This window comes from Enterococcus sp. HMSC078F03 (assembly GCF_001811595.1).
Lineage (GTDB): Bacteria > Bacillota > Bacilli > Lactobacillales > Enterococcaceae > Enterococcus > Enterococcus faecalis.
This window is the reverse complement of sequence record NZ_KV805529.1, coordinates 57,505-78,589: the sequence shown is the minus strand read 5'-3', so window position 1 is coordinate 78,589 and position 21,085 is coordinate 57,505. Positions and strand designations below refer to the sequence as shown.

At 39.5% G+C, this 21,085-nt stretch carries 35 protein-coding genes; all 35 read right to left on the bottom strand.

The annotated features are described in order from the left end of the window. Positions 1 to 99: 99 nt before the first annotated feature. Positions 100 to 1,275 (bottom strand): amidohydrolase, encoded by a 1,176-nt coding sequence (locus tag HMPREF2810_RS00735; protein WP_002383864.1) that lies wholly within the window; start codon positions 1,273 to 1,275, stop codon positions 100 to 102. 15 nt (positions 1,276 to 1,290) lie between these two features. Beyond that, positions 1,291 to 2,490, bottom strand: coding sequence for a DUF819 family protein (locus HMPREF2810_RS00730; RefSeq protein WP_002356229.1), 1,200 nt, complete (start codon positions 2,488 to 2,490; stop codon positions 1,291 to 1,293). A gap of 26 nt (positions 2,491 to 2,516) precedes the next feature. Beyond that, positions 2,517 to 2,720 carry a hypothetical protein gene (locus HMPREF2810_RS16180; protein WP_002383863.1) on the bottom strand — a complete coding sequence of 68 codons (204 nt, stop codon included), beginning with the start codon at positions 2,718 to 2,720 and terminating at the stop codon, positions 2,517 to 2,519. Positions 2,721 to 2,765: 45 nt separating this feature from the next. Then, a complete protein-coding gene (rplQ, locus tag HMPREF2810_RS00720) occupies positions 2,766 to 3,149 on the bottom strand; it encodes a 50S ribosomal protein L17 (RefSeq protein WP_002356228.1) in 384 nt (127 codons plus the stop codon). Positions 3,150 to 3,222: 73 nt separating this feature from the next. Then, positions 3,223 to 4,161, bottom strand: coding sequence for a DNA-directed RNA polymerase subunit alpha (locus HMPREF2810_RS00715; RefSeq protein ID WP_002356227.1), 939 nt, complete (start codon positions 4,159 to 4,161; stop codon positions 3,223 to 3,225). 80 nt (positions 4,162 to 4,241) lie between these two features. Continuing rightward, positions 4,242 to 4,631: a 30S ribosomal protein S11 gene (rpsK, locus tag HMPREF2810_RS00710; protein WP_002356226.1), complete on the bottom strand. Its 390-nt coding sequence runs from the start codon at positions 4,629 to 4,631 to the stop codon at positions 4,242 to 4,244. Between the two features lie 27 nt (positions 4,632 to 4,658). Further along, on the bottom strand, positions 4,659 to 5,024 hold the full coding sequence (rpsM, locus tag HMPREF2810_RS00705) for a 30S ribosomal protein S13 (protein WP_002356225.1): 366 nt from the start codon (positions 5,022 to 5,024) through the stop codon (positions 4,659 to 4,661). 19 nt (positions 5,025 to 5,043) lie between these two features. Beyond that, positions 5,044 to 5,160, bottom strand: coding sequence for a 50S ribosomal protein L36 (gene rpmJ, locus HMPREF2810_RS00700; RefSeq protein ID WP_002288710.1), 117 nt, complete (start codon positions 5,158 to 5,160; stop codon positions 5,044 to 5,046). Positions 5,161 to 5,192: 32 nt separating this feature from the next. Next, positions 5,193 to 5,411, bottom strand: a complete 219-nt coding sequence (gene infA, locus HMPREF2810_RS00695; RefSeq protein WP_002356224.1) for a translation initiation factor IF-1 — start codon at positions 5,409 to 5,411, stop codon at positions 5,193 to 5,195. 210 nt (positions 5,412 to 5,621) lie between these two features. Then, positions 5,622 to 6,272 (bottom strand): adenylate kinase, encoded by a 651-nt coding sequence (locus HMPREF2810_RS00690; protein WP_002356223.1) that lies wholly within the window; start codon positions 6,270 to 6,272, stop codon positions 5,622 to 5,624. Positions 6,273 to 6,358: 86 nt separating this feature from the next. Further along, positions 6,359 to 7,657 carry a preprotein translocase subunit SecY gene (gene secY, locus HMPREF2810_RS00685; RefSeq protein WP_002383860.1) on the bottom strand — a complete coding sequence of 433 codons (1,299 nt, stop codon included), beginning with the start codon at positions 7,655 to 7,657 and terminating at the stop codon, positions 6,359 to 6,361. Further along, positions 7,658 to 8,098: a 50S ribosomal protein L15 gene (rplO, locus tag HMPREF2810_RS00680; protein ID WP_002356221.1), complete on the bottom strand. Its 441-nt coding sequence runs from the start codon at positions 8,096 to 8,098 to the stop codon at positions 7,658 to 7,660. Positions 8,099 to 8,145: 47 nt separating this feature from the next. Beyond that, positions 8,146 to 8,325 (bottom strand): 50S ribosomal protein L30, encoded by a 180-nt coding sequence (gene rpmD, locus HMPREF2810_RS00675; RefSeq protein WP_002356220.1) that lies wholly within the window; start codon positions 8,323 to 8,325, stop codon positions 8,146 to 8,148. 14 nt (positions 8,326 to 8,339) lie between these two features. Continuing rightward, on the bottom strand, positions 8,340 to 8,840 hold the full coding sequence (gene rpsE, locus HMPREF2810_RS00670) for a 30S ribosomal protein S5 (RefSeq protein ID WP_002356219.1): 501 nt from the start codon (positions 8,838 to 8,840) through the stop codon (positions 8,340 to 8,342). A gap of 20 nt (positions 8,841 to 8,860) precedes the next feature. Next, complete coding sequence (gene rplR, locus HMPREF2810_RS00665; RefSeq protein WP_002356218.1) at positions 8,861 to 9,217, bottom strand: 50S ribosomal protein L18; 357 nt, start codon at positions 9,215 to 9,217, stop codon at positions 8,861 to 8,863. A gap of 160 nt (positions 9,218 to 9,377) precedes the next feature. Further along, positions 9,378 to 9,914: a 50S ribosomal protein L6 gene (gene rplF / locus HMPREF2810_RS00660; protein ID WP_002356217.1), complete on the bottom strand. Its 537-nt coding sequence runs from the start codon at positions 9,912 to 9,914 to the stop codon at positions 9,378 to 9,380. Positions 9,915 to 9,945: 31 nt separating this feature from the next. Then, positions 9,946 to 10,344, bottom strand: a complete 399-nt coding sequence (gene rpsH, locus HMPREF2810_RS00655) for a 30S ribosomal protein S8 (protein ID WP_002356215.1) — start codon at positions 10,342 to 10,344, stop codon at positions 9,946 to 9,948. Positions 10,345 to 10,379: 35 nt separating this feature from the next. Further along, positions 10,380 to 10,565, bottom strand: coding sequence for a type Z 30S ribosomal protein S14 (locus HMPREF2810_RS00650; RefSeq protein ID WP_002356214.1), 186 nt, complete (start codon positions 10,563 to 10,565; stop codon positions 10,380 to 10,382). An 18-nt stretch (positions 10,566 to 10,583) separates the two neighbouring features. After that, positions 10,584 to 11,123 (bottom strand): 50S ribosomal protein L5, encoded by a 540-nt coding sequence (gene rplE, locus HMPREF2810_RS00645; protein ID WP_002356213.1) that lies wholly within the window; start codon positions 11,121 to 11,123, stop codon positions 10,584 to 10,586. Positions 11,124 to 11,148: 25 nt separating this feature from the next. Continuing rightward, complete coding sequence (rplX, locus tag HMPREF2810_RS00640) at positions 11,149 to 11,460, bottom strand: 50S ribosomal protein L24 (protein ID WP_002356212.1); 312 nt, start codon at positions 11,458 to 11,460, stop codon at positions 11,149 to 11,151. Positions 11,461 to 11,495: 35 nt separating this feature from the next. Next, positions 11,496 to 11,864, bottom strand: coding sequence for a 50S ribosomal protein L14 (rplN, locus tag HMPREF2810_RS00635; RefSeq protein WP_002356211.1), 369 nt, complete (start codon positions 11,862 to 11,864; stop codon positions 11,496 to 11,498). A gap of 57 nt (positions 11,865 to 11,921) precedes the next feature. Next, positions 11,922 to 12,188, bottom strand: a complete 267-nt coding sequence (rpsQ, locus tag HMPREF2810_RS00630; protein WP_002359348.1) for a 30S ribosomal protein S17 — start codon at positions 12,186 to 12,188, stop codon at positions 11,922 to 11,924. A 23-nt stretch (positions 12,189 to 12,211) separates the two neighbouring features. Continuing rightward, the gene (gene rpmC, locus HMPREF2810_RS00625; RefSeq protein ID WP_002383858.1) at positions 12,212 to 12,400 is read right to left on the bottom strand and encodes a 50S ribosomal protein L29; all 189 of its coding nucleotides are present in this window, start codon (positions 12,398 to 12,400) and stop codon (positions 12,212 to 12,214) included. Continuing rightward, positions 12,390 to 12,824, bottom strand: a complete 435-nt coding sequence (rplP, locus tag HMPREF2810_RS00620) for a 50S ribosomal protein L16 (RefSeq protein WP_002356208.1) — start codon at positions 12,822 to 12,824, stop codon at positions 12,390 to 12,392. The genes rpmC and rplP overlap by 11 nt, the downstream gene beginning before the upstream one ends. A gap of 2 nt (positions 12,825 to 12,826) precedes the next feature. Beyond that, the gene (gene rpsC / locus HMPREF2810_RS00615) at positions 12,827 to 13,483 is read right to left on the bottom strand and encodes a 30S ribosomal protein S3 (protein WP_002356207.1); all 657 of its coding nucleotides are present in this window, start codon (positions 13,481 to 13,483) and stop codon (positions 12,827 to 12,829) included. A 66-nt stretch (positions 13,484 to 13,549) separates the two neighbouring features. Then, positions 13,550 to 13,897 (bottom strand): 50S ribosomal protein L22, encoded by a 348-nt coding sequence (rplV, locus tag HMPREF2810_RS00610; RefSeq protein WP_002356206.1) that lies wholly within the window; start codon positions 13,895 to 13,897, stop codon positions 13,550 to 13,552. Positions 13,898 to 13,918: 21 nt separating this feature from the next. Further along, positions 13,919 to 14,197, bottom strand: a complete 279-nt coding sequence (rpsS, locus tag HMPREF2810_RS00605; RefSeq protein WP_002356205.1) for a 30S ribosomal protein S19 — start codon at positions 14,195 to 14,197, stop codon at positions 13,919 to 13,921. 42 nt (positions 14,198 to 14,239) lie between these two features. Beyond that, a complete protein-coding gene (gene rplB, locus HMPREF2810_RS00600) occupies positions 14,240 to 15,070 on the bottom strand; it encodes a 50S ribosomal protein L2 (RefSeq protein ID WP_002356204.1) in 831 nt (276 codons plus the stop codon). 39 nt (positions 15,071 to 15,109) lie between these two features. Continuing rightward, positions 15,110 to 15,400 (bottom strand): 50S ribosomal protein L23, encoded by a 291-nt coding sequence (locus HMPREF2810_RS00595; RefSeq protein WP_002356203.1) that lies wholly within the window; start codon positions 15,398 to 15,400, stop codon positions 15,110 to 15,112. Further along, positions 15,400 to 16,023, bottom strand: coding sequence for a 50S ribosomal protein L4 (gene rplD / locus HMPREF2810_RS00590; RefSeq protein WP_002356200.1), 624 nt, complete (start codon positions 16,021 to 16,023; stop codon positions 15,400 to 15,402). Before rplD ends, HMPREF2810_RS00595 begins: the two co-directional genes overlap by 1 nt. A gap of 25 nt (positions 16,024 to 16,048) precedes the next feature. Further along, entirely contained in the window at positions 16,049 to 16,678 is a 630-nt protein-coding gene (gene rplC, locus HMPREF2810_RS00585; protein ID WP_002356199.1) for a 50S ribosomal protein L3, read from the bottom strand. 21 nt (positions 16,679 to 16,699) lie between these two features. Continuing rightward, positions 16,700 to 17,008, bottom strand: coding sequence for a 30S ribosomal protein S10 (gene rpsJ, locus HMPREF2810_RS00580; protein WP_002389727.1), 309 nt, complete (start codon positions 17,006 to 17,008; stop codon positions 16,700 to 16,702). Between the two features lie 349 nt (positions 17,009 to 17,357). Next, a complete protein-coding gene (locus HMPREF2810_RS00575) occupies positions 17,358 to 18,524 on the bottom strand; it encodes an SAM-dependent methyltransferase (protein WP_002391607.1) in 1,167 nt (388 codons plus the stop codon). Between the two features lie 300 nt (positions 18,525 to 18,824). Beyond that, positions 18,825 to 19,649 carry a bifunctional hydroxymethylpyrimidine kinase/phosphomethylpyrimidine kinase gene (gene thiD, locus HMPREF2810_RS00570; RefSeq protein WP_002383853.1) on the bottom strand — a complete coding sequence of 275 codons (825 nt, stop codon included), beginning with the start codon at positions 19,647 to 19,649 and terminating at the stop codon, positions 18,825 to 18,827. Positions 19,650 to 19,829: 180 nt separating this feature from the next. Further along, positions 19,830 to 21,017, bottom strand: coding sequence for an elongation factor Tu (gene tuf / locus HMPREF2810_RS00565; RefSeq protein WP_002356194.1), 1,188 nt, complete (start codon positions 21,015 to 21,017; stop codon positions 19,830 to 19,832). Positions 21,018 to 21,085: the final 68 nt, after the last annotated feature.

Genomic DNA, 21,085 nt, shown 5'->3' with positions numbered 1-21,085 from the left:
AAGAACGGTCATTATGGGAGCTCTTATCTGTCTTGACAGGTCTATTTTTCATAAAAATAACTTCTTGTTCTCATAAAACAAGAAGTTACTGATTTTCTTTTAAAAATGCGTCTTCAAATATTCAAACGCATATTGGGCATATAACTCAGCACCCATTGCCATCGCATCTTCATCAATATTGAAACGACCATGGTGATGTGCCCATTCCGTATCTTTCTCTGGATTACCACTTCCCACTAAGGCAAAACAACCAGAAGCATGTTCAGTATAATAACTGAAGTCTTCACCACCGGTTGTCGGCTCTTCTTGTCTTAAGGCCGCTTCACCAAAATTTTCCTTAATTAGTGTTTGAGCAAACAAGGCATCTTGCTCATCATTAATCACTGGCAACGTTCCATATTGATAATCTAACGAAGCCGTCCCACCGTAAATAGCGGCTGTTTGTTCCGCATAGCGTTGCAGCGCCTGTTCTACTCGATTACGCGTTGCTACACTAAAGCAACGAGCCGTTCCTTCTAAACGTGCATTCTCAGCAATCACATTAAAACGGGTCCCCACATCCATCCGTCCAATCGTGACAACTACTGGATCTAAAGGATCTGTCTCCCGAGAAACAATCGTTTGCAGATTCATCACGAAAGAAGAAGCTATAACTGCCGCATCAATACAAGCGTTTGGCATGGCACCATGGCCACCACGGCCTTTAAAATCAACAGAAAAAATATCTGCGGATGCGAAACTTGAGCCCGCTCGACACGAAGCGGTTCCTACAGGCATTTGTGACCAGATATGTAAGCCAAATACATCATCAACACCGGTCATTGCGCCTTGCGCAACCATTGCTTTAGCACCTTGCGCATTTTCTTCAGATGGTTGAAAAATTAACCTTACTGTTCCCTGAAGTTCTTCTTGGATTTCTTTTAATACTTTAGCTGCTGTTACTAACATCGCGGTATGGGAATCATGCCCACATGCATGCATCTTGCCAGCTTCTAAAGATTTATAAGCTAAATCTTCATTTAATTCCTGTACAGGTAAGGCATCCATATCCGCCCGCAGCGCAACCACTCGGCCTGGTTTGCCGCCCACAATTTCAGCAATTAAACCCGTCGGTTCTGTTTTGCGATAAGTAATTCCTAATTGATCAAGAACTGCCGCGACTTTTTCTGTCGTTCGAAATTCTTCAAATTGTAATTCTGGATGTTGGTGTAAATCCCGTCGAAAAGCAATCATTTCTTGTGCATGCTGCTTGACTAGTGCTTTGATTTTTTTCATACTTACGCCCCGTTTCTACAAACTTAATAAAATACTTGAAAAAATACCCGCTAAAATAACCGAAACAATGGTGACTGTTACGAAACCTGCCACTAACATCGGTGGCATTAAATGGCTCGTTAAAGCCGCCTGTTCTTGTTCATCTTCTGTCAATGATTGAATCACTTCATTCGTAATAATATAATCGGCTGGAAAGCCATATAAAGCTGTCAACGAAACAGCGAATGCCATCTCTTTACTCACACCTAATACACGACCAACAATTGCTGAAAAGATGTACATCCCGATAACACCAATCACAATAATCCCAATCATTGGTAAAAATAAATCCATCAACATTTCAGGTGTGGCTTGTTTTAAGCCATCAAAGACAAAAAGCATTAACCCTAAAATCGCAAAACCAAAGCTATTTGCTTTCTGTAATGGTTGCTTTTCTAAAAAGCCTAAAGACGTTGCAATCACGCCAAAACATAAACACAGCACAAAAGGACTAATCGTCACAAACGGTGCCGTCCACACAGAAACATAATAAGCGAGTGTGGCAACTAAGGCTAAACGTAAAATTCGTGAATAATCTGTATGATATCGTTTGGGTACTTTTTCAAATAGTTTAGGCACATCTGGTTCTGCTCCTGTTTCTTGCCCCTCTTGTTCATGAACTGGCTGCCATGTCCCTGCTCGATATTCTTGAAGCTTCCGCTTTCCTTCTTTTTTTAGAACAATTGAAGTTAAGGGATAACCAGCAAACCCTTGAATGACATAAATTAAAATTGCCAAAACTGAAAGTGAGGCTAAACCAGCTGATTGAGCCGCTTCTGACATTACTAATGAAGAAACTAAACCTCCTACTAACGGCGGGATTGCAACTAAAACTGTTTTTAAGTCAAAAACAAAAGTCCCTACAGCTAATAACAAGGCAATAATGCCCAGAATACCTGACAAAGCAATCACAATCGTTTTCCATTGATTAACCAATTCTTTAACAGAGAGCAGAGTGCCCATATTAGTAATCAACAGATACATTAATAAAGTGGCAACCACTGTAGGAATCCCTGCCACTTCCACAATATTTTGTGGAAAAATAGTCCAATAACCAAGAATAAATAAAACACCACAAACAAAAACAGATGGAATCCAAGCTTTTGTTTTGATAGAAACTACATCACCAATGTATAAAATAACCATCAGCAACGAAAAAGCAAACATTTGCGACATATAATTCCCCCTTCTACTAACTCAAATTATTTAATTATCTGAAAATTCCAATTAATAACCAGTATAACAAACCGCAAAAGCTTCCGCAATGCTTTTAAGAAACAAAAAAGCTTTGAGAAAACAGCGTTTTCCCAAAGCAAAAAAAAATCACCTTTATATGATGAGTGCTCCCCTGCTAAAGCCATCTTTAGCAGGGAAAGCAGAGCTAGACTCGGAGTCGCCTCCAACATCATAACACTCTAAAAGAAACATCTATAAAGTGATCGGTTTATTAATTATTTAACAAATTCGATAACTACCATTGGTGCTGCATCGCCGCGTCTTGGTTCTGTCTTCAAGATACGAGTGTAACCACCTTGGCGTTCCGCGAAACGAGGTCCTAAATCGTTAAATAGCTTTTGTAAAGCTGATTCAACAACGATAGACTCATCTTCTTCACGAACACTAGCAACTTCATTACGAACGAAAGTAGCTGCTTGACGACGTGCATGAAGATCTCCACGTTTACCTAAAGTAATCATTTTTTCTACAGTTGAACGTACTTCTTTCGCACGAGCTTCAGTAGTTACGATGCGTTCGTTGATGATTAAATCAGTTGTAATATCACGTAGCATAGCTTTACGTTGGCTTGATGTGCGTCCTAATTTACGGTAACTCACGTTGGGTTCCCTCCTTCGTTTCTGTTCTCACGAGCCACTGCTGTTAAGCAGGACTGGAAACTTCGTAAAAGTCTTAATCGTCCTTACGTAATCCTAATCCTAGATCATGCAATTTAAGTTTTACTTCTTCAAGAGATTTACGACCTAAATTACGTACTTTGATCATTTCTGGTTCAGATTTGTTTGTAAGTTCTTGTACAGTATTAATGCCTGCACGTTTTAAACAGTTATATGAACGAACTGATAAATCAAGTTCTTCAATCGTCATTTCTAGCATTTTCTCTTTTTGAGTTTCTTCTTTTTCCACCATGATTTCAGCGTTTTTCGCTTCGTCAGTAAGGTTTACAAAGATATCTAAATGCTCAGTCATGATTTTCGCAGCTAAACTTAGTGCTTCTTGAGGAATGATTGAACCATCTGTCCATATTTCCATTGTTAATTTGTCGAAATCATCACGACGACCAACACGTGTATTTTCTACTTGGTAGTTAACACGACGAACGGGTGTGTAGATGGAATCAACTGGAAGTACACCGATTGGCATATCTTCTTTTTTGTTTTCGTCTGCTTGAACATAGCCACGACCAGGTTTCACTGTTAAGCGAGCATGGAAAGTAGCTCCTTCAGCAACACTACAGATAACTAAATCTTTATTTAGGATCTCAACATCACTGTCCACGATAATGTCGCCGGCAGTCACGGTAGCGGGTCCTGTAATATCGATCTCAAGGGTTTTCTCTTCTTCAGCATATAATTTCAATGCTAAGCCTTTAATATTCAAAATAATTTGTGTTACGTCTTCTCGTACACCTGGAATGGTTGAGAATTCGTGTAAAACACCATCGATTTGAATATTCGTAATTGCAGCTCCTGGTAAAGAAGACAATAAAATACGACGTAGAGAGTTACCTAAAGTAGTTCCGTAACCGCGTTCTAATGGTTCAACGACGAACTTACCATAATCTCTATTTTCATCAATTTTTTCGATTCTTGGTTTTTCAAATTCAATCATTCTTATCTATACCCCTTTCAAAACGAAAAGTGTCTTGTTCAATGACGTTCCTAATTCAAACTCAGAATGAGTGGCGCTCATTAAACACGACGGCGTTTTGGAGGGCGGCATCCATTATGAGGAACTGGAGTCACGTCACGAATTGCAGTCACTTCTAAACCTGTTGCTTGTAATGAACGAATTGCTGCTTCACGTCCAGAACCAGGTCCTTTAACTGTTACGTCTACAGTTTTAAGTCCATGTTCCATTGCCACTTTAGTTGCGGCTTCTGCAGCCATTTGAGCGGCAAAAGGAGTTGATTTTTTGCTTCCTTTAAAGCCTAATGATCCTGCTGATGACCATGCTAATGCATTACCATGTGTATCAGTAATCATTACGATTGTATTGTTGAATGTAGAATGGATATGTGCTACACCTGATTCTATATTCTTTTTGACACGGCGTTTACGACTAACTTTTTTTGCTGCCATGAAGTTCTAACCTCCTTCACTTAGGAATTATTTTTTCTTGCCTGCTACTGTTTTAGTAGGGCCTTTACGAGTACGTGCATTATTTTTCGTGTTTTGTCCACGAGTTGGTAATCCACGACGGTGACGGATTCCACGGTATGAACCGATTTCCATCAAGCGTTTGATGTTTAAGTTCACTTCACGACGAAGATCCCCTTCAACTTTTAACTTATCAATTTCCGCACGAATCGCATCTGTTTGTTCGTTTGTTAAATCACGTACACGAACATCTTCAGATACGCCAACGTTTGCTAAAACTTTTTTAGCTGTAGTGTTACCAATACCATAAATGTAAGTAAGAGAAACTACTACACGTTTGTCACGAGGGATGTCTACTCCTGCAATACGAGCCATTATTCGTTACACCTCCTAATTATCCTTGACGTTGTTTATGTTTTGGATTTGCTGGGCAAATAACCATAACACGTCCTTTACGGCGAATTACTTTACAATGTTCACACATTGGTTTTACTGATGGTCTTACTTTCATGATAATACCTCCTGTGGTTTTACGGAGTACAATTATTTAAAGCGATAAGTAATACGGCCACGCGTTAAATCATACGGTGATAATTCAACTGTTACTTTGTCACCAGGTAAGATACGGATGTAGTGCATACGGATTTTACCTGAAACAGTAGCAAGAACTTGGTGTCCATTTTCTAGTTCGACTTTAAACATTGCATTCGGCAAAGTTTCGACGACTGTACCTTCGACTTCAATCATATCTTCTTTTGCCACGCACAGTACCTCCTTGTACTTGTTTCGCGTTTTCACACGATAAAACGGCGGAAACTCCAGCTCCCACCTAGAAATTCTCAACTAACTTCGTTATTCATTTTGATGTCACAAAACTGTAGAAGTCGGACTGATATATTCTACCATATTTAGTTATGTTTTGGCAAGAGAAACTGAATACAACAACAGGGTTAAACTGCGGGCAATTGGAAATTAGTTTTCGTCAATGATTTTTTTCACATCAGAAAAAACAGTATCGATTTCGCGATTGCCATCGATTGTATGCATCAAGCCTTGTTCTTTATAGAAAGCCAAGATTGGTGCGCTACTTTCAATGTTGACTGCCAAACGATTTTTAACCGTTTCGGGCTTATCATCTTCTCTTTGGTAGAATTCATGTCCGCCACAGCGATCACAAGTGCCTTCAACTTTTGGCGGGTTGAATAATTTATGATACGTTGCGCCACATGTGCGACAGATGAATCGTCCAGCTAAACGCTCGATTAATACATCTTCTTCTACATGGATGTCAATGACAGCATCAATTTTTTTGTTTAATTCTTTAAGCATTGTATCTAATGCTTTTGCTTGATCCAGTGTACGTGGGAAACCATCTAATAGGAATCCTTTGTCTGTGTCTGGTTCAGCAAGGCGTTCTTTAACAATTCCGTTTGTTACTTCGTCAGGAACCAGTTCACCTTTATCGATATAAGATTTCGCTTCTAGGCCCAAGGCAGTTTCATTTTTCATTGCTGCACGGAACATATCTCCAGTAGAAATATGTGGAATGCCATACGTATCAATGATTTTTTCTGCTTGGGTGCCTTTACCTGCTCCAGGTAATCCCATTAAAATGAGGTTCATATATTCTCCTCCTAATTTTAAAGACCGGCTTATGAAGCTAGCCATATGTGAGAATGGTGCTGAGGTAAAACCTCAACACTCGATTCTTACTTATTGATAAAGCCGACATATTGACGTTTCATCATTAATCCTTCTAATTGTTTCGTTGTTTCTAATGCAACCCCGATAACGATTAGTAAACTTGTTCCACCTAAACCGATTGATTGAGGTAAGTTCCAAACCATTTGCGCAATGATTGGAAGTAAAGCAACAAGTCCTAGGAAAATTGAGCCGACAACACTTAATCTCATTAACACGCCAGATACATATTCTTCTGTACCTTTACCTGGTCGCACGCTTGGAATGTAGCTTCCTTGTTTTTGTAAGTTTTCCGCTAATTTCTCAGGGTTTACTTGAACAAATGCATAGAAGAACGTAAACGCAACGATTAGGACAGTATAGATGATTGCCCCTGGAACTGTGTTATAACTGAAGATTTTTGTCATAATGTCATACCAATTTTCACCAGCGAATTTTGATGAGAAAGCTTGTAAAATGGCATTTGGTGTTGCAATTAACGAGCTGGCAAAGATAACTGGAATAACCCCAGCAGCATTTACTTTTAACGGTAAATAACTACTTGTTGGTGCACCAGAAACACGTTTTGTATATTGGATTGGAATCTTACGTTCTGCTTGTTGGAAGAACGTTACGACTGTAACAATCACCAAAATAGCAATAACTAAGATTGCAATGAAAATAACAGATTGCCAAATGCGAGAAGGCTCGATATTGACGAAGTAATCTTCATAGATTTCTTTGACTGCTCCTGGCAAACGAGAAATAATCCCGGCAAAGATAATCATTGAAACACCATTTCCGATTCCTTTTTCTGTAATTTGTTCACCCATCCAAGTCACAAACATCGTCCCAGCAGTTAAAATAACTGCAATCATCACAAAGGTACCTAAGGTTGGATTGTTGACAATCCCAGTTTGACTTAAGCTATTAAAACCAGCAGTAATCCCCATTGACTGAGCCACACCCAAGACAATCGTTAGATATCTTGTTGCTTGATTTAATTTCTTACGCCCAACTTCCCCTTGTTTTGACCATTCTACAAATCTAGGTACAATATCCATTTGCAATAGTTGAATAATAATAGAGGCTGTAATGTATGGCGAAACCCCCATCGAGAAGATAGAGAAGTTTTGCATGGCACTACCACTCACCATATTCAACATATTCAAAAAGGGTAAGCTACTTAAATCAGACAATCCCTTTGCATTCACCCCGGGCACAGTAATGTGCGCACCTAGGCGAAATACAAACAAGATTAAAACTGTAAATAAGATTTTTGATCTAATGTCTTTGACTTTAAAGGCGTTCTTTAATAGCTTGAACAATTAGATCACCTCGATTGAACCACCAGCAGCTTCGATAGCTTCTTGTGCTGATTTCGAGAATTTAGCTGCTTTCACAGTTAATTTTTTCGTTAACTCACCATCTGCAAGAACTTTGATTCCCGCTTTTTCGTTTTTAACGATTCCTGCTTCTTTTAGGACAACAGGAGTTACTTCTGTTCCATCTTCAAAACGGTTTAAAGTATCTAAGTTCACAACAGCGTAATCTTTACGATTGATGTTTGTAAACCCACGTTTTGGTAAACGACGGAATAATGGAGTTTGACCCCCTTCAAATCCTAAACGAACACCACCGCCTGAACGGGCTTTTTGCCCTTTTTGTCCACGGCCAGCTGTTTTACCATTACCAGATGAAGTACCACGTCCAACACGGTTACGTACTTGGCGTGAGCCCTCAGCAGGTTTTAATTCATGAAGTTTCATAGGTTTGGCACCTCCTTAAGCAATCTTCTATTACAAATCTATAAATCTTAAACTTCTTCTACGTCCACTAAATGTGAAATAGTGTTAACCATACCTTTGATTGCTTCATTGGCAGGTTTTGTAACAGTACTATTCACTTTACCTAAACCTAACGCTTTAACTGTAGCACGTTGGTTTTGAGGACGTCCGATAACACTGCGTTTTAAAGTAATTTTTAATTCAGCCATTATTTTTGTCCTCCTTAACCGATAATTTCTTCTACAGATTTACCGCGAAGTGCTGCCACTTCTTCGGCACGTTTTAATTGTTTTAGACCTTCAACAGTTGCGCGAACAACGTTAATAGGTGTGTTTGAACCTAGTGATTTAGATGTAATATCTGCTACACCAGCTAATTCCAATACGGCACGAACTGGTCCACCAGCAGCTACCCCAGAACCTTCTACTGCAGGTTTCATAAGGATACGGCCGCCACCGAATACGCCAATTACTTCGTGCGGGATAGTAGAACCAACCATAGGCACTTCAACTAAGTTTTTCTTCGCGTCTTCGATTGCTTTACGGATAGCTTCAGGTACTTCTTGTGCTTTACCAGTACCGAAACCAACGTGTCCGTTTTTGTCACCGACAACAACTAAAGCTGCGAAACGTAAACGACGTCCACCTTTAACAACTTTTGTTACACGGTTGATCGCTACAACGCGGTCTTCTAATTCCAAATGTTTTGGATCAATATAAACCATGAATGGTGTTCCTCCTTCTCCTAAAATTCTAGTCCATTTTCACGAGCAGCTTCAGCTAAAGCTTGCACGCGGCCATGGTAAAGGTATCCACCACGGTCGAAGACTACTTTTTTGATGCCTTTTTCAGCGGCACGTTCAGCAACTAGTTTACCAACAGCTGCAGCTGTTTCTGTTTTTGTTCCACCTGAAATTTCTTTATCCAAGGCAGAGGCACTTGCTAGCGTCACACCCGCTACGTCATCAATGACTTGCGCGTAGATGTTTTTGTTAGAACGGAAAATGTTCAAGCGTGGGCACTCAGCAGTACCAGAGATTTTGTTACGTACACGACGATGTCTCTTTTGACGTGTTTTGTTTTTATCTGGTTTTGTAATCACAATTTTCACCTCTTTGATTTAATGTTTACTACTAATATTTCAAGCAGTCAGCAGATTACGGAAAAGAGAAGCTGGCAGACAAGACAAAAGCATTTTATTGGAAAAATCCCATAAAATGACAGTTGCTTGTTGTTGACTTCTGTTTTCTACACAGCTGTTATTATTTACCAGTTTTACCTTCTTTACGGCGTACAAATTCACCAACATAGCGAATCCCTTTGCCTTTATAAGGTTCTGGAGGACGAACGCCACGGATGTTAGCAGCTAATTCACCAACAACTTCTTTGTTGATGCCTTTAACGATAACTTGTGTGTTCGCAGGTACTTCAAATGTTACGCCTTCTGGTGCTGTCATTTCGACAGGATGAGAATAACCAACGTTTAAAGTTAATTTGTTGCCTTGTACTTGGGCACGGTATCCGACCCCGATAAGTTCAAGTGCTTTTTGGAAACCTTCAGAAACACCAACAACCATGTTGTTGAAGTTTGCACGAGTTGTTCCGTGGATTGTTTTCATTTCTTTTGAATCGTTTGGACGAGTGAATGTCACTTCGTTTCCTTCGATGTTCATTTTGATATCAGAAGAAAATTCGCGTGTTAATTCACCTTTAGGTCCTTTAACTGTAATGTTGTTTCCGTCTTGCTTGATTTCAACACCAGCAGGAAGAACAACAACTTTATTACCAATACGGCTCACTTAGAGACACCTCCTTGTGTATTTTTTAGAATTACCATACGTAGGCGATTACTTCGCCGCCGATATTTTTCGCTCTAGCTTCTTTGTCAGTAATTACACCCTCTGATGTAGAGATGATTGCAATTCCTAGACCGTTTAATACTTTTGGTACTTCGTCAGCTTTTACGTATGCACGTAAACCTGGTTTAGAAATACGTTTTAAGTTTGTGATAACACGTTCTTCGTTTTTACCATATTTTAGGAAAACACGGATTACGCCTTGTTTGTCATCTTCGATGTATTCTACGTCGCGGATAAATCCTTCACGTTTCAGGATTTCTGCGATATCACGTTTGATTTTTGAAGCAGGTACTTCTAAAGTTTCATGTTTAACCATGTTCGCATTACGAATGCGAGTTAGAAAATCTGCAATTGGATCTGTCATGACCATTGAACTATTTACCTCCTTTATGCGAGTTTACTTGTTTACCAGCTAGCTTTCTTCACGCCGGGAATTTGACCTTTATAGGCAAGTTCGCGGAAGCAAATACGGCAAAGATGAAATTTACGATAAACTGAATGTGGACGTCCACAACGTTCACAACGAGTATAAGCTTGTGTTGAATGTTTAGCAGGACGTTTGTTTTTAGCAATCATTGATTTTTTAGCCACGTAGTTCGCCTCCTTATATTATTTTTGGAATGGCATACCTAATTGTGCCAACAATTCGCGAGACTCTTCGTCAGTGTTCGCTGTTGTAACAATTACGATGTCCATACCGCGTACTTTATCTACTAAATCATAATCAACTTCTGGGAAGATTAATTGTTCTTTAATACCTAAAGTATAGTTACCACGACCATCGAAAGCTTTTTTGCTGACACCGTGGAAGTCACGTACACGAGGTAAAGAAACTGTTACTAATTTATCTAAAAATTCGTACATTCTTTCGCCGCGTAGCGTTACTTTCGCACCGATTGGCATTCCTTCACGTAAACGGAATCCAGCGATAGATTTTTTAGCTTTTGTGATAAGTGGTTTTTGACCAGTGATTAATGCTAATTCTTCAACAGCTTTGTCTAAGTTTTTAGCATTTGATACTGCATCACCCACACCCATGTTGATAACGATTTTATCAACTTTAGGTGTTTGCATAACTGAGCTGTAATTAAATTTTTCCACCAATGATGGTGTTACTTCTTTAATATATTTTTCTTTCAGGCGGTTCATTCAGTAAGCCCTCCTTCCGCAATTTTTATTTATCTAAAACTTCACCTGTTTTTTTAGAAACGCGGACTTTTTTGCCGTCGACTTCTTTAAACGCAACTTTAGTAGCTTCTCCGTTTGAAGGATCAATCACCATTACATTAGAAACATGAATTGGCGCTTCCACTTCAAGGATTCCACCTTGTGGGGCTGCTTGGTTTGGTTTTTGGTGTTTTTTAACGACGTTGACACCTTCAACGATAACTTTATCTTGTTTAGGAAACGCTGCTAAGACAACGCCTTCTTTGTTTTTATCTTTACCAGTGATAACTTTTACTTTATCGCCTTTTTTAACAAACATTACTGTTTCGCACCTCCTTTAACGTGGGCTCGAGATTATAATACTTCTGGTGCTAGAGAAACGATCTTCATGAAGTTGTTTTCACGTAATTCACGTGCAACTGGTCCGAAGATACGTGTTCCGCGTGGGCTTTTATCGTCACGGATAATTACCGCAGCATTTTCATCAAATTTGATGTAAGAACCGTCAGCACGACGAGCGCCAGATTTTGTACGAACGATAACGGCTTTAACTACTTCACCTTTTTTAACAACCCCACCTGGCGTTGCTTGTTTGACAGTAGCAACAATAACGTCACCGATGTTAGCAGTTTTACGACCAGATCCGCCTAGGACTTTGATCGTTAAAATTTCACGTGCGCCAGAATTGTCAGCGACTCTTAAACGACTTTCTTGTTGGATCACGATGTGTATCCCCCTTTCAGATTTTGTGCTTCAATCTATTAGGAAATTCTCGTTTTATTAGATAATAACTGCTTCTTCGACTACCTCTAGTAAACGGAAACGTTTTGTAGCTGATAATGGACGAGTTTCCATGATTTTTACGATGTCTCCAACTTTCGCTGTGTTGTTTTCATCATGCGCTTTATATTTTTTAGAATATTTCATACGTTTGCCATAGATAGGGTGGTTTTTCTTTGTTTCAACGACAACTGTGATTGTTTTATCCATTTTGTCTGATACCACGCGACCTTGGTAAACTTTACGTTGATTTCTTTCTTCAGTCATACGCGTTTGGCCTCCTTCCACTATTAGTTAGCTTGTTCACGCAATACTGTTTTGATGCGTGCAATCGATTGACGTACTTCTTTAATACGTGCAGTGTTTTCTAATTGACCTGTTGCTAATTGGAATCTTAAGTTGAACAATTCTTCTTTTAATTGTTTTTCTTTATCTAGCATTTCGGCAGTGGTTAATTCTCTGATTTCTTTAACCTTCATTCGATTCACCACCCATTTCCTCACGTTTTACGATCTTAGTTTTTACCGGCAATTTGTGAGATGCAAGACGAAGAGCTTCACGAGCTACTTCTTCAGGAACGCCTGCTATTTCAAACATGATTTTACCACGTTTAACTGGTGATACCCAGCCTTCTGGTGCCCCTTTACCTTTACCCATACGTACGCCGATAGCTTTACTTGTGTAAGACTTGTGAGGGAAAATTTTAATCCATACTTTCCCGCCACGTTTCATGTAACGAGTCATTGCAATACGGGCTGCTTCGATTTGACGGTTAGTAATCCAGTGAGATTCAGTTGCTTGTAAACCCCATTCACCAAATGCTACTTCTTTTCCGCCTTTAGCTTCACCGCGCATTTTTCCGCGGAATTCACGACGGTGTTTTACACGTTTAGGTACTAACATGATTATTTCCCTCCTTTCTCAGTGTTTTTTTTCGTTGGAAGAATTTCTCCACGATAGATCCACACTTTAACTCCTAGTTTTCCGTAAGTAGTGTCCGCTTCTTCCCATGCGTAATCAATGTCCGCACGTAATGTGTGAAGTGGTACAGTTCCTTCAGAGTATCCTTCTGAACGAGCGATATCCGCACCGTTTAGACGACCTGATACTTGAGTTTTGATTCCTTTAGCGCCAGCACGCATTGCGCGTTGGATGGCTTGTTTTTGAGCACGACGGAAAGCAACACGGTTTTCTAATTGACGTGCAATTCCTTCGCCTACTAATTTTGCATCTAAATCTGGTTTTTTGATTTCAACGATGTTGATGTGAACTCGTTTGCCAGTTAATTTGTTTAATTCTTTTCTTAGGTTTTCGACTTCAGATCCGCCTTTACCGATAACCATACCTGGTTTAGCTGTGTGAATTGAAATGTTAACACGGTTTGCAGCGCGTTCGATTTCAATTGTAGATACAGCAGCATCAGCAAGTTTTGTTGCGATAAATTTACGGATTCTTAAATCTTCGTGTAAGAATTCAGCATACTCTTTTTCAGCATACCATTTCGCATCCCAGTCGCGGATGATGCCTACACGCATTCCAATTGGATGTACTTTTTGACCCACTGATTGTCCCTCCTCTTAAATGTTTAAGCTCTGTTTTCATAAAGAAAACAGCCTATTTCATGAGACTTATTTCTCTGTTACAACTACTGTGATGTGACTAGTACGTTTGTTGATTGGTGAAGCTGAACCTTTTGCACGAGGACGGAAACGTTTCATTGTTGGTCCTTCGTTAACAAATGCTTCAGATACGACTAAGCTTTCAACGTCTAAGTCAAAGTTGTTTTCTGCGTTAGCAACTGCTGACATTAAAACTTTTTCAATGATTCCAGCAGACTTGTTCGGTGTGAATTTCAAGATTGAAATTGCATCCGCAACGCTTTTCCCTCTGATAAGATCGATTACTAAACGTGCTTTACGAGGTGAAGTGCGAACTGTTTTTGCAGTTGCTTTAGCTGATGTAATTTGTTCTGACATTTGCATATCCTCCCCTCAAAATTAGCGTTTAGTTTTTTTATCGTCAGCAACGTGGCCACGATAAGTTCTAGTTGGTGCAAATTCACCTAATTTATGTCCTACCATGTCTTCTTGAATGTAAACAGGGACATGTTTCCGTCCATCATATACAGCGATTGTGAAACCTACGAATGATGGAAAAATTGTAGAGCGGCGAGACCAAGTTTTAATTACTTTTTTCTTTTCGGCACCTTGTTGTGCTTCGACCTTTTTCATCAAATGATCATCGACGAAAGGTCCTTTTTTTAAACTACGACCCATGGTGAACCTCCTCTCAAAATGTACGACACATGGTCAAAAAAATTATTTAGTACGACGACGAACGATAAGTTTGTCTGATTTAGCTTTTTTATTACGTGTTTTGTATCCAATTGCTGGTTGACCCCATGGAGATACTGGCGCTTTACGTCCAATTGGTGTTTTACCTTCACCACCACCGTGTGGGTGATCGTTAGGGTTCATTACGCTACCACGAACAGTTGGGCGTTTACGCATCCAACGAGAGCGGCCAGCTTTACCAATGTTGATTAATTCGTGTTGTTCGTTACCAACTGAACCGATTGTTGCACGGCAAGTTGCTAAGATCATACGAACTTCGCCAGAGTTTAAGCGGATTAATACGTATTTGCCTTCTTTACCAAGTACTTGCGCGCTTGTTCCAGCTGAACGGATTAATTGTCCACCTTTACCAGGTTTCATTTCAATGTTGTGGATAACTGTACCAACTGGAATGTTTTCCAATGGTAATGCGTTACCTACTTTAATATCTGCTTCTGGACCAGATACTAGGCGCATGCCTACTTCTAATCCTTTTGGTGCTAAGATGTATGCCTTAACCCCGTCTTCGTAATGAACTAACGCGATGTTAGCAGAACGGTTTGGATCGTACTCGATCGTTTTAACAACCGCTGCGACGTTATCTTTATTACGTTTGAAGTCAATCACACGGTATTGACGTTTGTGACCGCCACCTTGGTGACGAACCGTAATGCGACCGTTGTTGTTACGACCGGCATTGTTTTTTAATGGCTGTAACAATGATTTTTCTGGTGTTGAAGTTGTGATTTCAGCGAAATCAGAACTTGTCATGTTACGACGGCCATTTGTGGTAGGTTTGTACTTTTTAATCGCCACGTCTTATTTCCCTCCTACGTTGATATTGTTCAGGACTGCTTATTCAGCAGCTTCGAATAATTGAATTTCTTTTGAATCTTCAGTTAATGTAACGATCGCTTTGCGACGTTTTTTTGTATAACCTGCATATTTACCCATGCGTTTGAATTTTGGACGCACGTTTAAGATGTTTACGTTTGCTACTTTAACATCGAATGCTGATTCAACAGCTTGTTTTACTAAAGTTTTGTTTGCGCGAGTGTCCACTTCGAAAGTATATTTCTTTTCGTCCATAGCTAACATGGATTTTTCAGTGATCACTGGGCGTTTGATTACGTCTAGTAATTCCATTATGCAAGCACCTCCTCAATTTGAGTAAGAGCTGTTTGTGTTGCCAAGACTTTGTTAGCTGACACAACATCTAACACACTAACGTTATCAGAAGTTACTACAGAAACGTTTGGTAAGTTACGAGCTGATAAAGCTGCAAAGTCGTTACCATTTTCTAAAACAACTAATACTTTAGTATCGATAGACAAGTTAGCAAGAACTTGTTTGAATTCTTTTGTTTTTGGTGCATCGAAGCTTAAACCTTCTACTGCTACCAAGTTATTTTCAGCAACTTTGTCTGATAATACAGATTTCATTGCTAAGCGACGAACTTTTTTAGGAAGTTTGTAGCTGTATGAACGCGGTGTTGGTCCAAAGACTACGCCACCTCCACGCCATTGTGGTGAACGGATTGAACCTTGACGAGCACGACCAGTTCCTTTTTGACGCCATGGTTTGCGGCCACCGCCACGAACAGCGCTACGGTTTTTAACTGCGTGTGTTCCTTGTCTTAATGAAGCACGTTGCATGATGATTGCATCATAGACAACACTTTCATTAGGTTCGATTCCGAAGATTTCTTCATTTAAAGTGATTTCACCGTTTTGAGTTCCATCTTGTTTGAATAATGCTACATTCGGCATTCCTTAGTTCCTCCTTTCCCTACACTTATTTAGCTTTCACAGCTGATTTGATTGTGATTAAAGATTTTTTCGCTCCAGGAATGTTTCCTTTGATTAAGATAACATTTCTTTCTACGTCCACTTTAACAACTTCAAGGTTTTGAATTGTTACGCGGTCGCCACCCATACGGCCGGCTAGTCGTTTATTTTTAAATACACGGTTAGGCGCTACTGGACCCATTGACCCAGGACGACGGTGATAACGAGAACCATGAGACATAGGTCCGCGGCTTTGGCCGTGACGTTTAATTGCCCCTTGGAATCCTTTACCTTTCGTAGTACCTGTAACATCAACAACGTCTCCTGCTTGGAAAACATCTACTTTGATTTCTTTACCTACTTCATATTCTCCTAGCTCAACATTCTTGAATTCTTTAATGAAGCGCTTAGGAGCCGTGTTTGCTTTTGCAACATGACCTTTCGCAGGTTTGTTTGATAAAACTTCACGTTTGTCTTGGTAACCAACTTGGATAGCTTCGTATCCGTCAGTTTCAACAGTTTTCACTTGTAAAACTACGTTTGGCGTAGCTTCAACTACTGTTACTGGAATTAATTCACCAGACTCAGTAAAGATTTGTGTCATTCCCACTTTTTTCCCTAAGATTCCTTTGGTCATGAGTACACCTCCATCTTAATTTTATAGTTTGATTTCAATATTAACACCAGACGGTAAGTCAAGCTTCATTAGAGCGTCAACTGTTTTTGGTGTTGGGTTCACAATGTCAATTAGACGTTTGTGAGTACGCATTTCGAATTGTTCGCGAGAATCTTTGTATTTATGAGTCGCACGAATAACTGTGTAAAGTGAGCGTTCTGTTGGTAATGGAATCGGACCTGATACGTCAGCTCCAGTTCTTTTTGCTGTTTCCACAATTTTATCCGCTGATTGATCTAAAATACGGTGTTCATACGCTTTTAAACGGATACGAATTTTTTGTTTTGCCATCTTGTTCCCTCCTTCGCCTATTTTAAAAGTAGACATAGCTCCACGAAAATTTATCCGGCATGCTCGTTCATGGCAAAGCGTCCGAGCGTGTCGCAACCTCTCGCTTCACAGCCGGCAAATCAAATCGTTGATCTACCAATGCTTTTTACACTCCTGTAAACAGCACCTTTTTGATTATACTATGAAAGGATAGTGTTAGCAAGGATTTTCTGCGTTTTTTTGAAAGAATTTTTTCTTGTTTTGAAAAGCATTTGTTTTGTTTTTCAATTCTTTTCATTCTATTTTTATAAAAAAAAGAATTTGGGATTCCTTTTTTACCAGAATCTCAAATTCTTTCTTTTTTATTCTATTAACCAATCCGGCGCATTGGAATATCATTGTTATCTGGATGAACCAATAAATATTGAATAACATCAATATTGCTTGCTTGGAATGAGGCTGCACATGCTTGCAAATATAAGTCCCACATTCGATAGAAGCGCTCCCCTTTTTCGTCAACAATTTCTGCTTCTATATTATGGAAGTTTTTTGTCCAATGTTCCAACGTCAATTGATAATCTCTGCGCAAACTTTCCAAGTCAATCACTTGCAAGTCATTTTCTGTCATATGACCGACTAGCTCAGTGACACCAGGAATATAGCCACCAGGGAAAATATAACGATTAATCCAAGCATTTTTAGCCCCACCTTGTTGGCGACTGATCCCATGAATCAACGCCGTACCTTTAGGCGCTAAGTTTCGTTGAACGACGTCAAAATATTCATGTAGATTTTCTGCACCGACATGTTCAAACATCCCAACACTCGTAATATGGTCAAAAGACTCTCCTTTTAAATCACGATAATCCATCAATTTGACAGTCATTCGATCTTGTAGGCCTTCTTTTTCTATAATATGGCGAATATGATGAAATTGCTCTTCACTTAATGTAATCCCAGTTGCTTTGGCTCCATATTCTTTCACCGCAGTTAAAATTAACGTGCCCCAGCCGCAGCCAATATCCAGTAAAGTGTCGCCCTCTTTGATAAACAATTTATCTAAAATATGATGCACTTTATTCACTTGCGCTTGTTCTAATGTATCTTCAGGCGTTTTAAAATAAGCACATGAATATGTCATTGTTTGGTCAAGCCATTTTTTGTAAAAATCATTTCCTAGATCGTAATGGCTGTGAATATCCTCTTGCGAGCGTTTTTTTGAATGACTTTCTTTAGGAAGCCATTTAATAAATTTAGCATTGTGTAAAAAGCTATCCTTTTGGTTATACACATCATAAATCAGTGCTTGGATATCGCCTTCGATTTCAATTTTGCGATCCATGTAGGCTTCCCCTAAAGTTAACGAAGCGTTATTCAGTAAATCCTTCACAGGAATTTTTTCATTGAATACAATTTTAAAAACCGGATCCCCCGACCCTTGCCCATACTCTTTGACGGTACCATCCCAGTATGTGACTTGTGTCTTTTTTGAAAAAGACCATTTAAACAGTTGACTGTACGTTTCTTTTTCTAACATTGCATACCCTCCATTTCTTTTTCTAACATTGCATACCCTCCATTAAATACCATTTGAAGCCAAAACAAAAAGAAGTCGCTTTCCGGTAGTTCGTCAAAACAAACACCACAGTCCGTTCTAAACTGAAGCACAGAAAAGTTAACACCCCTTCTATGTTCCGCTTCTTTTTTTTCAATTACAGTTCTATTCTACTCCTCTTTTAAAAATTTGAACATTCTTTTAACGTAATACCTACTATTGTTATTCTTTATCACAAAAAAACTAGAGCCAGTCCTTGACAGACTCCTCTAGTTCTAAACATTATGCTTTCTTACGCATCCGTTGTTCCGCATGGGTGTATGCACCATGCCACACGTGCCCCACATAAGGATTAACTTGAATACCGTGTTTAATCGCCGCTGCTACAAATTTTTTTGCTAAAGTTACTGCTTCTAACACCGAATAACCTTTCGCCAAGCCAGCTGTGATCGCCGCTGAAAAAGTACAACCTGCACCATGATTATAATCAGTAGGATATAATTCATTTTCCAAAAGATGCGCGGTGTGACCATCGTAAAACAAGTCCAGTGCTTTTTCACCAGCTAAGCGATGTCCCCCTTTAACCACGACATGTTTGGCTCCCATTTGTACAATTCGTTTTGCCGCTTCTTCCATCTCCGCCACGGAAGAAATTTCGCCTAAACCAGATAAGATGCCCGCTTCAATTAAATTAGGCGTAGCAACTAATGCTAATGGCAGTAAATCTTTTTTTAGGCCTTCCACACTTTTGGGTTGCAGAATTTGTGCCGTTCCCTTACAAGCAATGACTGGGTCAATCACGACTTTTTGAATTTTTTCTTGTTTAATGTATTTGCTAGCCATTTTAATATTTTGTTCATTGCCCATCATCCCTGTTTTCAAGGCCGCTACTGGACCGCCTGCAAAAACCGAAATCAATTGTTTTTCTAAGAGCGTTTCTGGCAATTCAGTTACTTCATGTGACCAGCCTGTCGTAGGATCCATCGTCACAATCGAGGTTAAACTTGAAAATCCAAAAACTCCATACTCTTCAAATGTTTTTAAATCTGCTTGAATCCCTGCCCCTCCAGTTGAATCGGAGCCTGCAATCGACAATACTTTTTCCATTAAATCACCTAACCTTTTTCTCCAAGTATACGGAAGAAACAAGTCTGCTAAAACAGCCAATTGGCTTATTTTTTAGCCAGCCAATTTCTAAACAAAAAAAGACCAGAGAATAAATTCTCTGGTCTTACGTCCGAATACCCCAGTTTTTTACGCTGGTTAAAACTATAGTTAAAAAGTTAATTATTTAACGATTTCAGTAACAACGCCTGAACCTACAGTACGTCCGCCTTCACGAATAGAGAAACGAGTTCCGTCTTCGATAGCGATTGGGTGAATTAATTCAACGTCCATAGCAACGTTATCACCAGGCATTACCATTTCAGTACCTTCTGGCAATTCTACAACACCAGTAACGTCTGTTGTACGGAAGTAGAATTGAGGACGGTAGTTAGTGAAGAATGGAGTGTGACGTCCGCCTTCTTCTTTTGATAATACGTATACTTCAGCTTTGAATTTTGTGTGTGGAGTGATTGTAGCTGGTTTAGCTAATACTTGTCCACGTTCGATATCTTCACGTGCTACACCACGTAATAAAGCACCGATGTTGTCGCCTGCTTCAGCGTAGTCTAATAATTTACGGAACATTTCAACACCTGTAACAGTTGTTTTAGATGTTTCGTCTTTAATACCAACGATTTCAACTTCGTCACCAACGCGAACTTCACCACGTTCAACACGGCCTGTAGCAACAGTACCACGTCCAGTGATTGAGAATACGTCTTCGACTGGCATCATGAATGGTTTGTCAGTATCACGTTCTGGAGTTGGGATATATTCGTCAACTGCAGCCATTAATTCTAAGATTTTTTCTTCATAAGACTCGTCGCCTTCTAAAGCTTTCAAAGCAGAACCTGCGATAACTGGAACATCATCGCCTGGGAAATCGTATTCTGATAATAAGTCACGAACTTCCATTTCTACTAATTCTAATAATTCTTCGTCATCAACCATATCCATTTTGTTTAAGAATACAACGATGTATGGTACACCAACGTTACGTGATAATAAGATATGTTCACGTGTTTGAGGCATAGGACCATCAGCAGCAGAAACTACTAAGATAGCTCCGTCCATTTGAGCAGCACCAGTGATCATGTTTTTAACGTAGTCCGCGTGTCCTGGGCAGTCAACGTGTGCATAGTGACGAGTTTCAGTTTCATATTCGATATGAGAAGTGTTGATTGTGATTCCACGTTCTTTTTCTTCTGGAGCGTTATCGATAGAATCGTAGCTTTGTGCTTCCCCGCCACCGTGTTTTGATAATACAGTAGCAATTGCAGCTGTTAATGTAGTTTTACCATGGTCAACGTGTCCGATAGTACCAATGTTAACATGGGATTTAGAACGGTCAAATTTTTCTTTTGCCATTTTGAATGTTCCTCCTAAAAATATAAATTTTATTGTTTGTTTTATATGTGATAGACGTTACTAAAAAT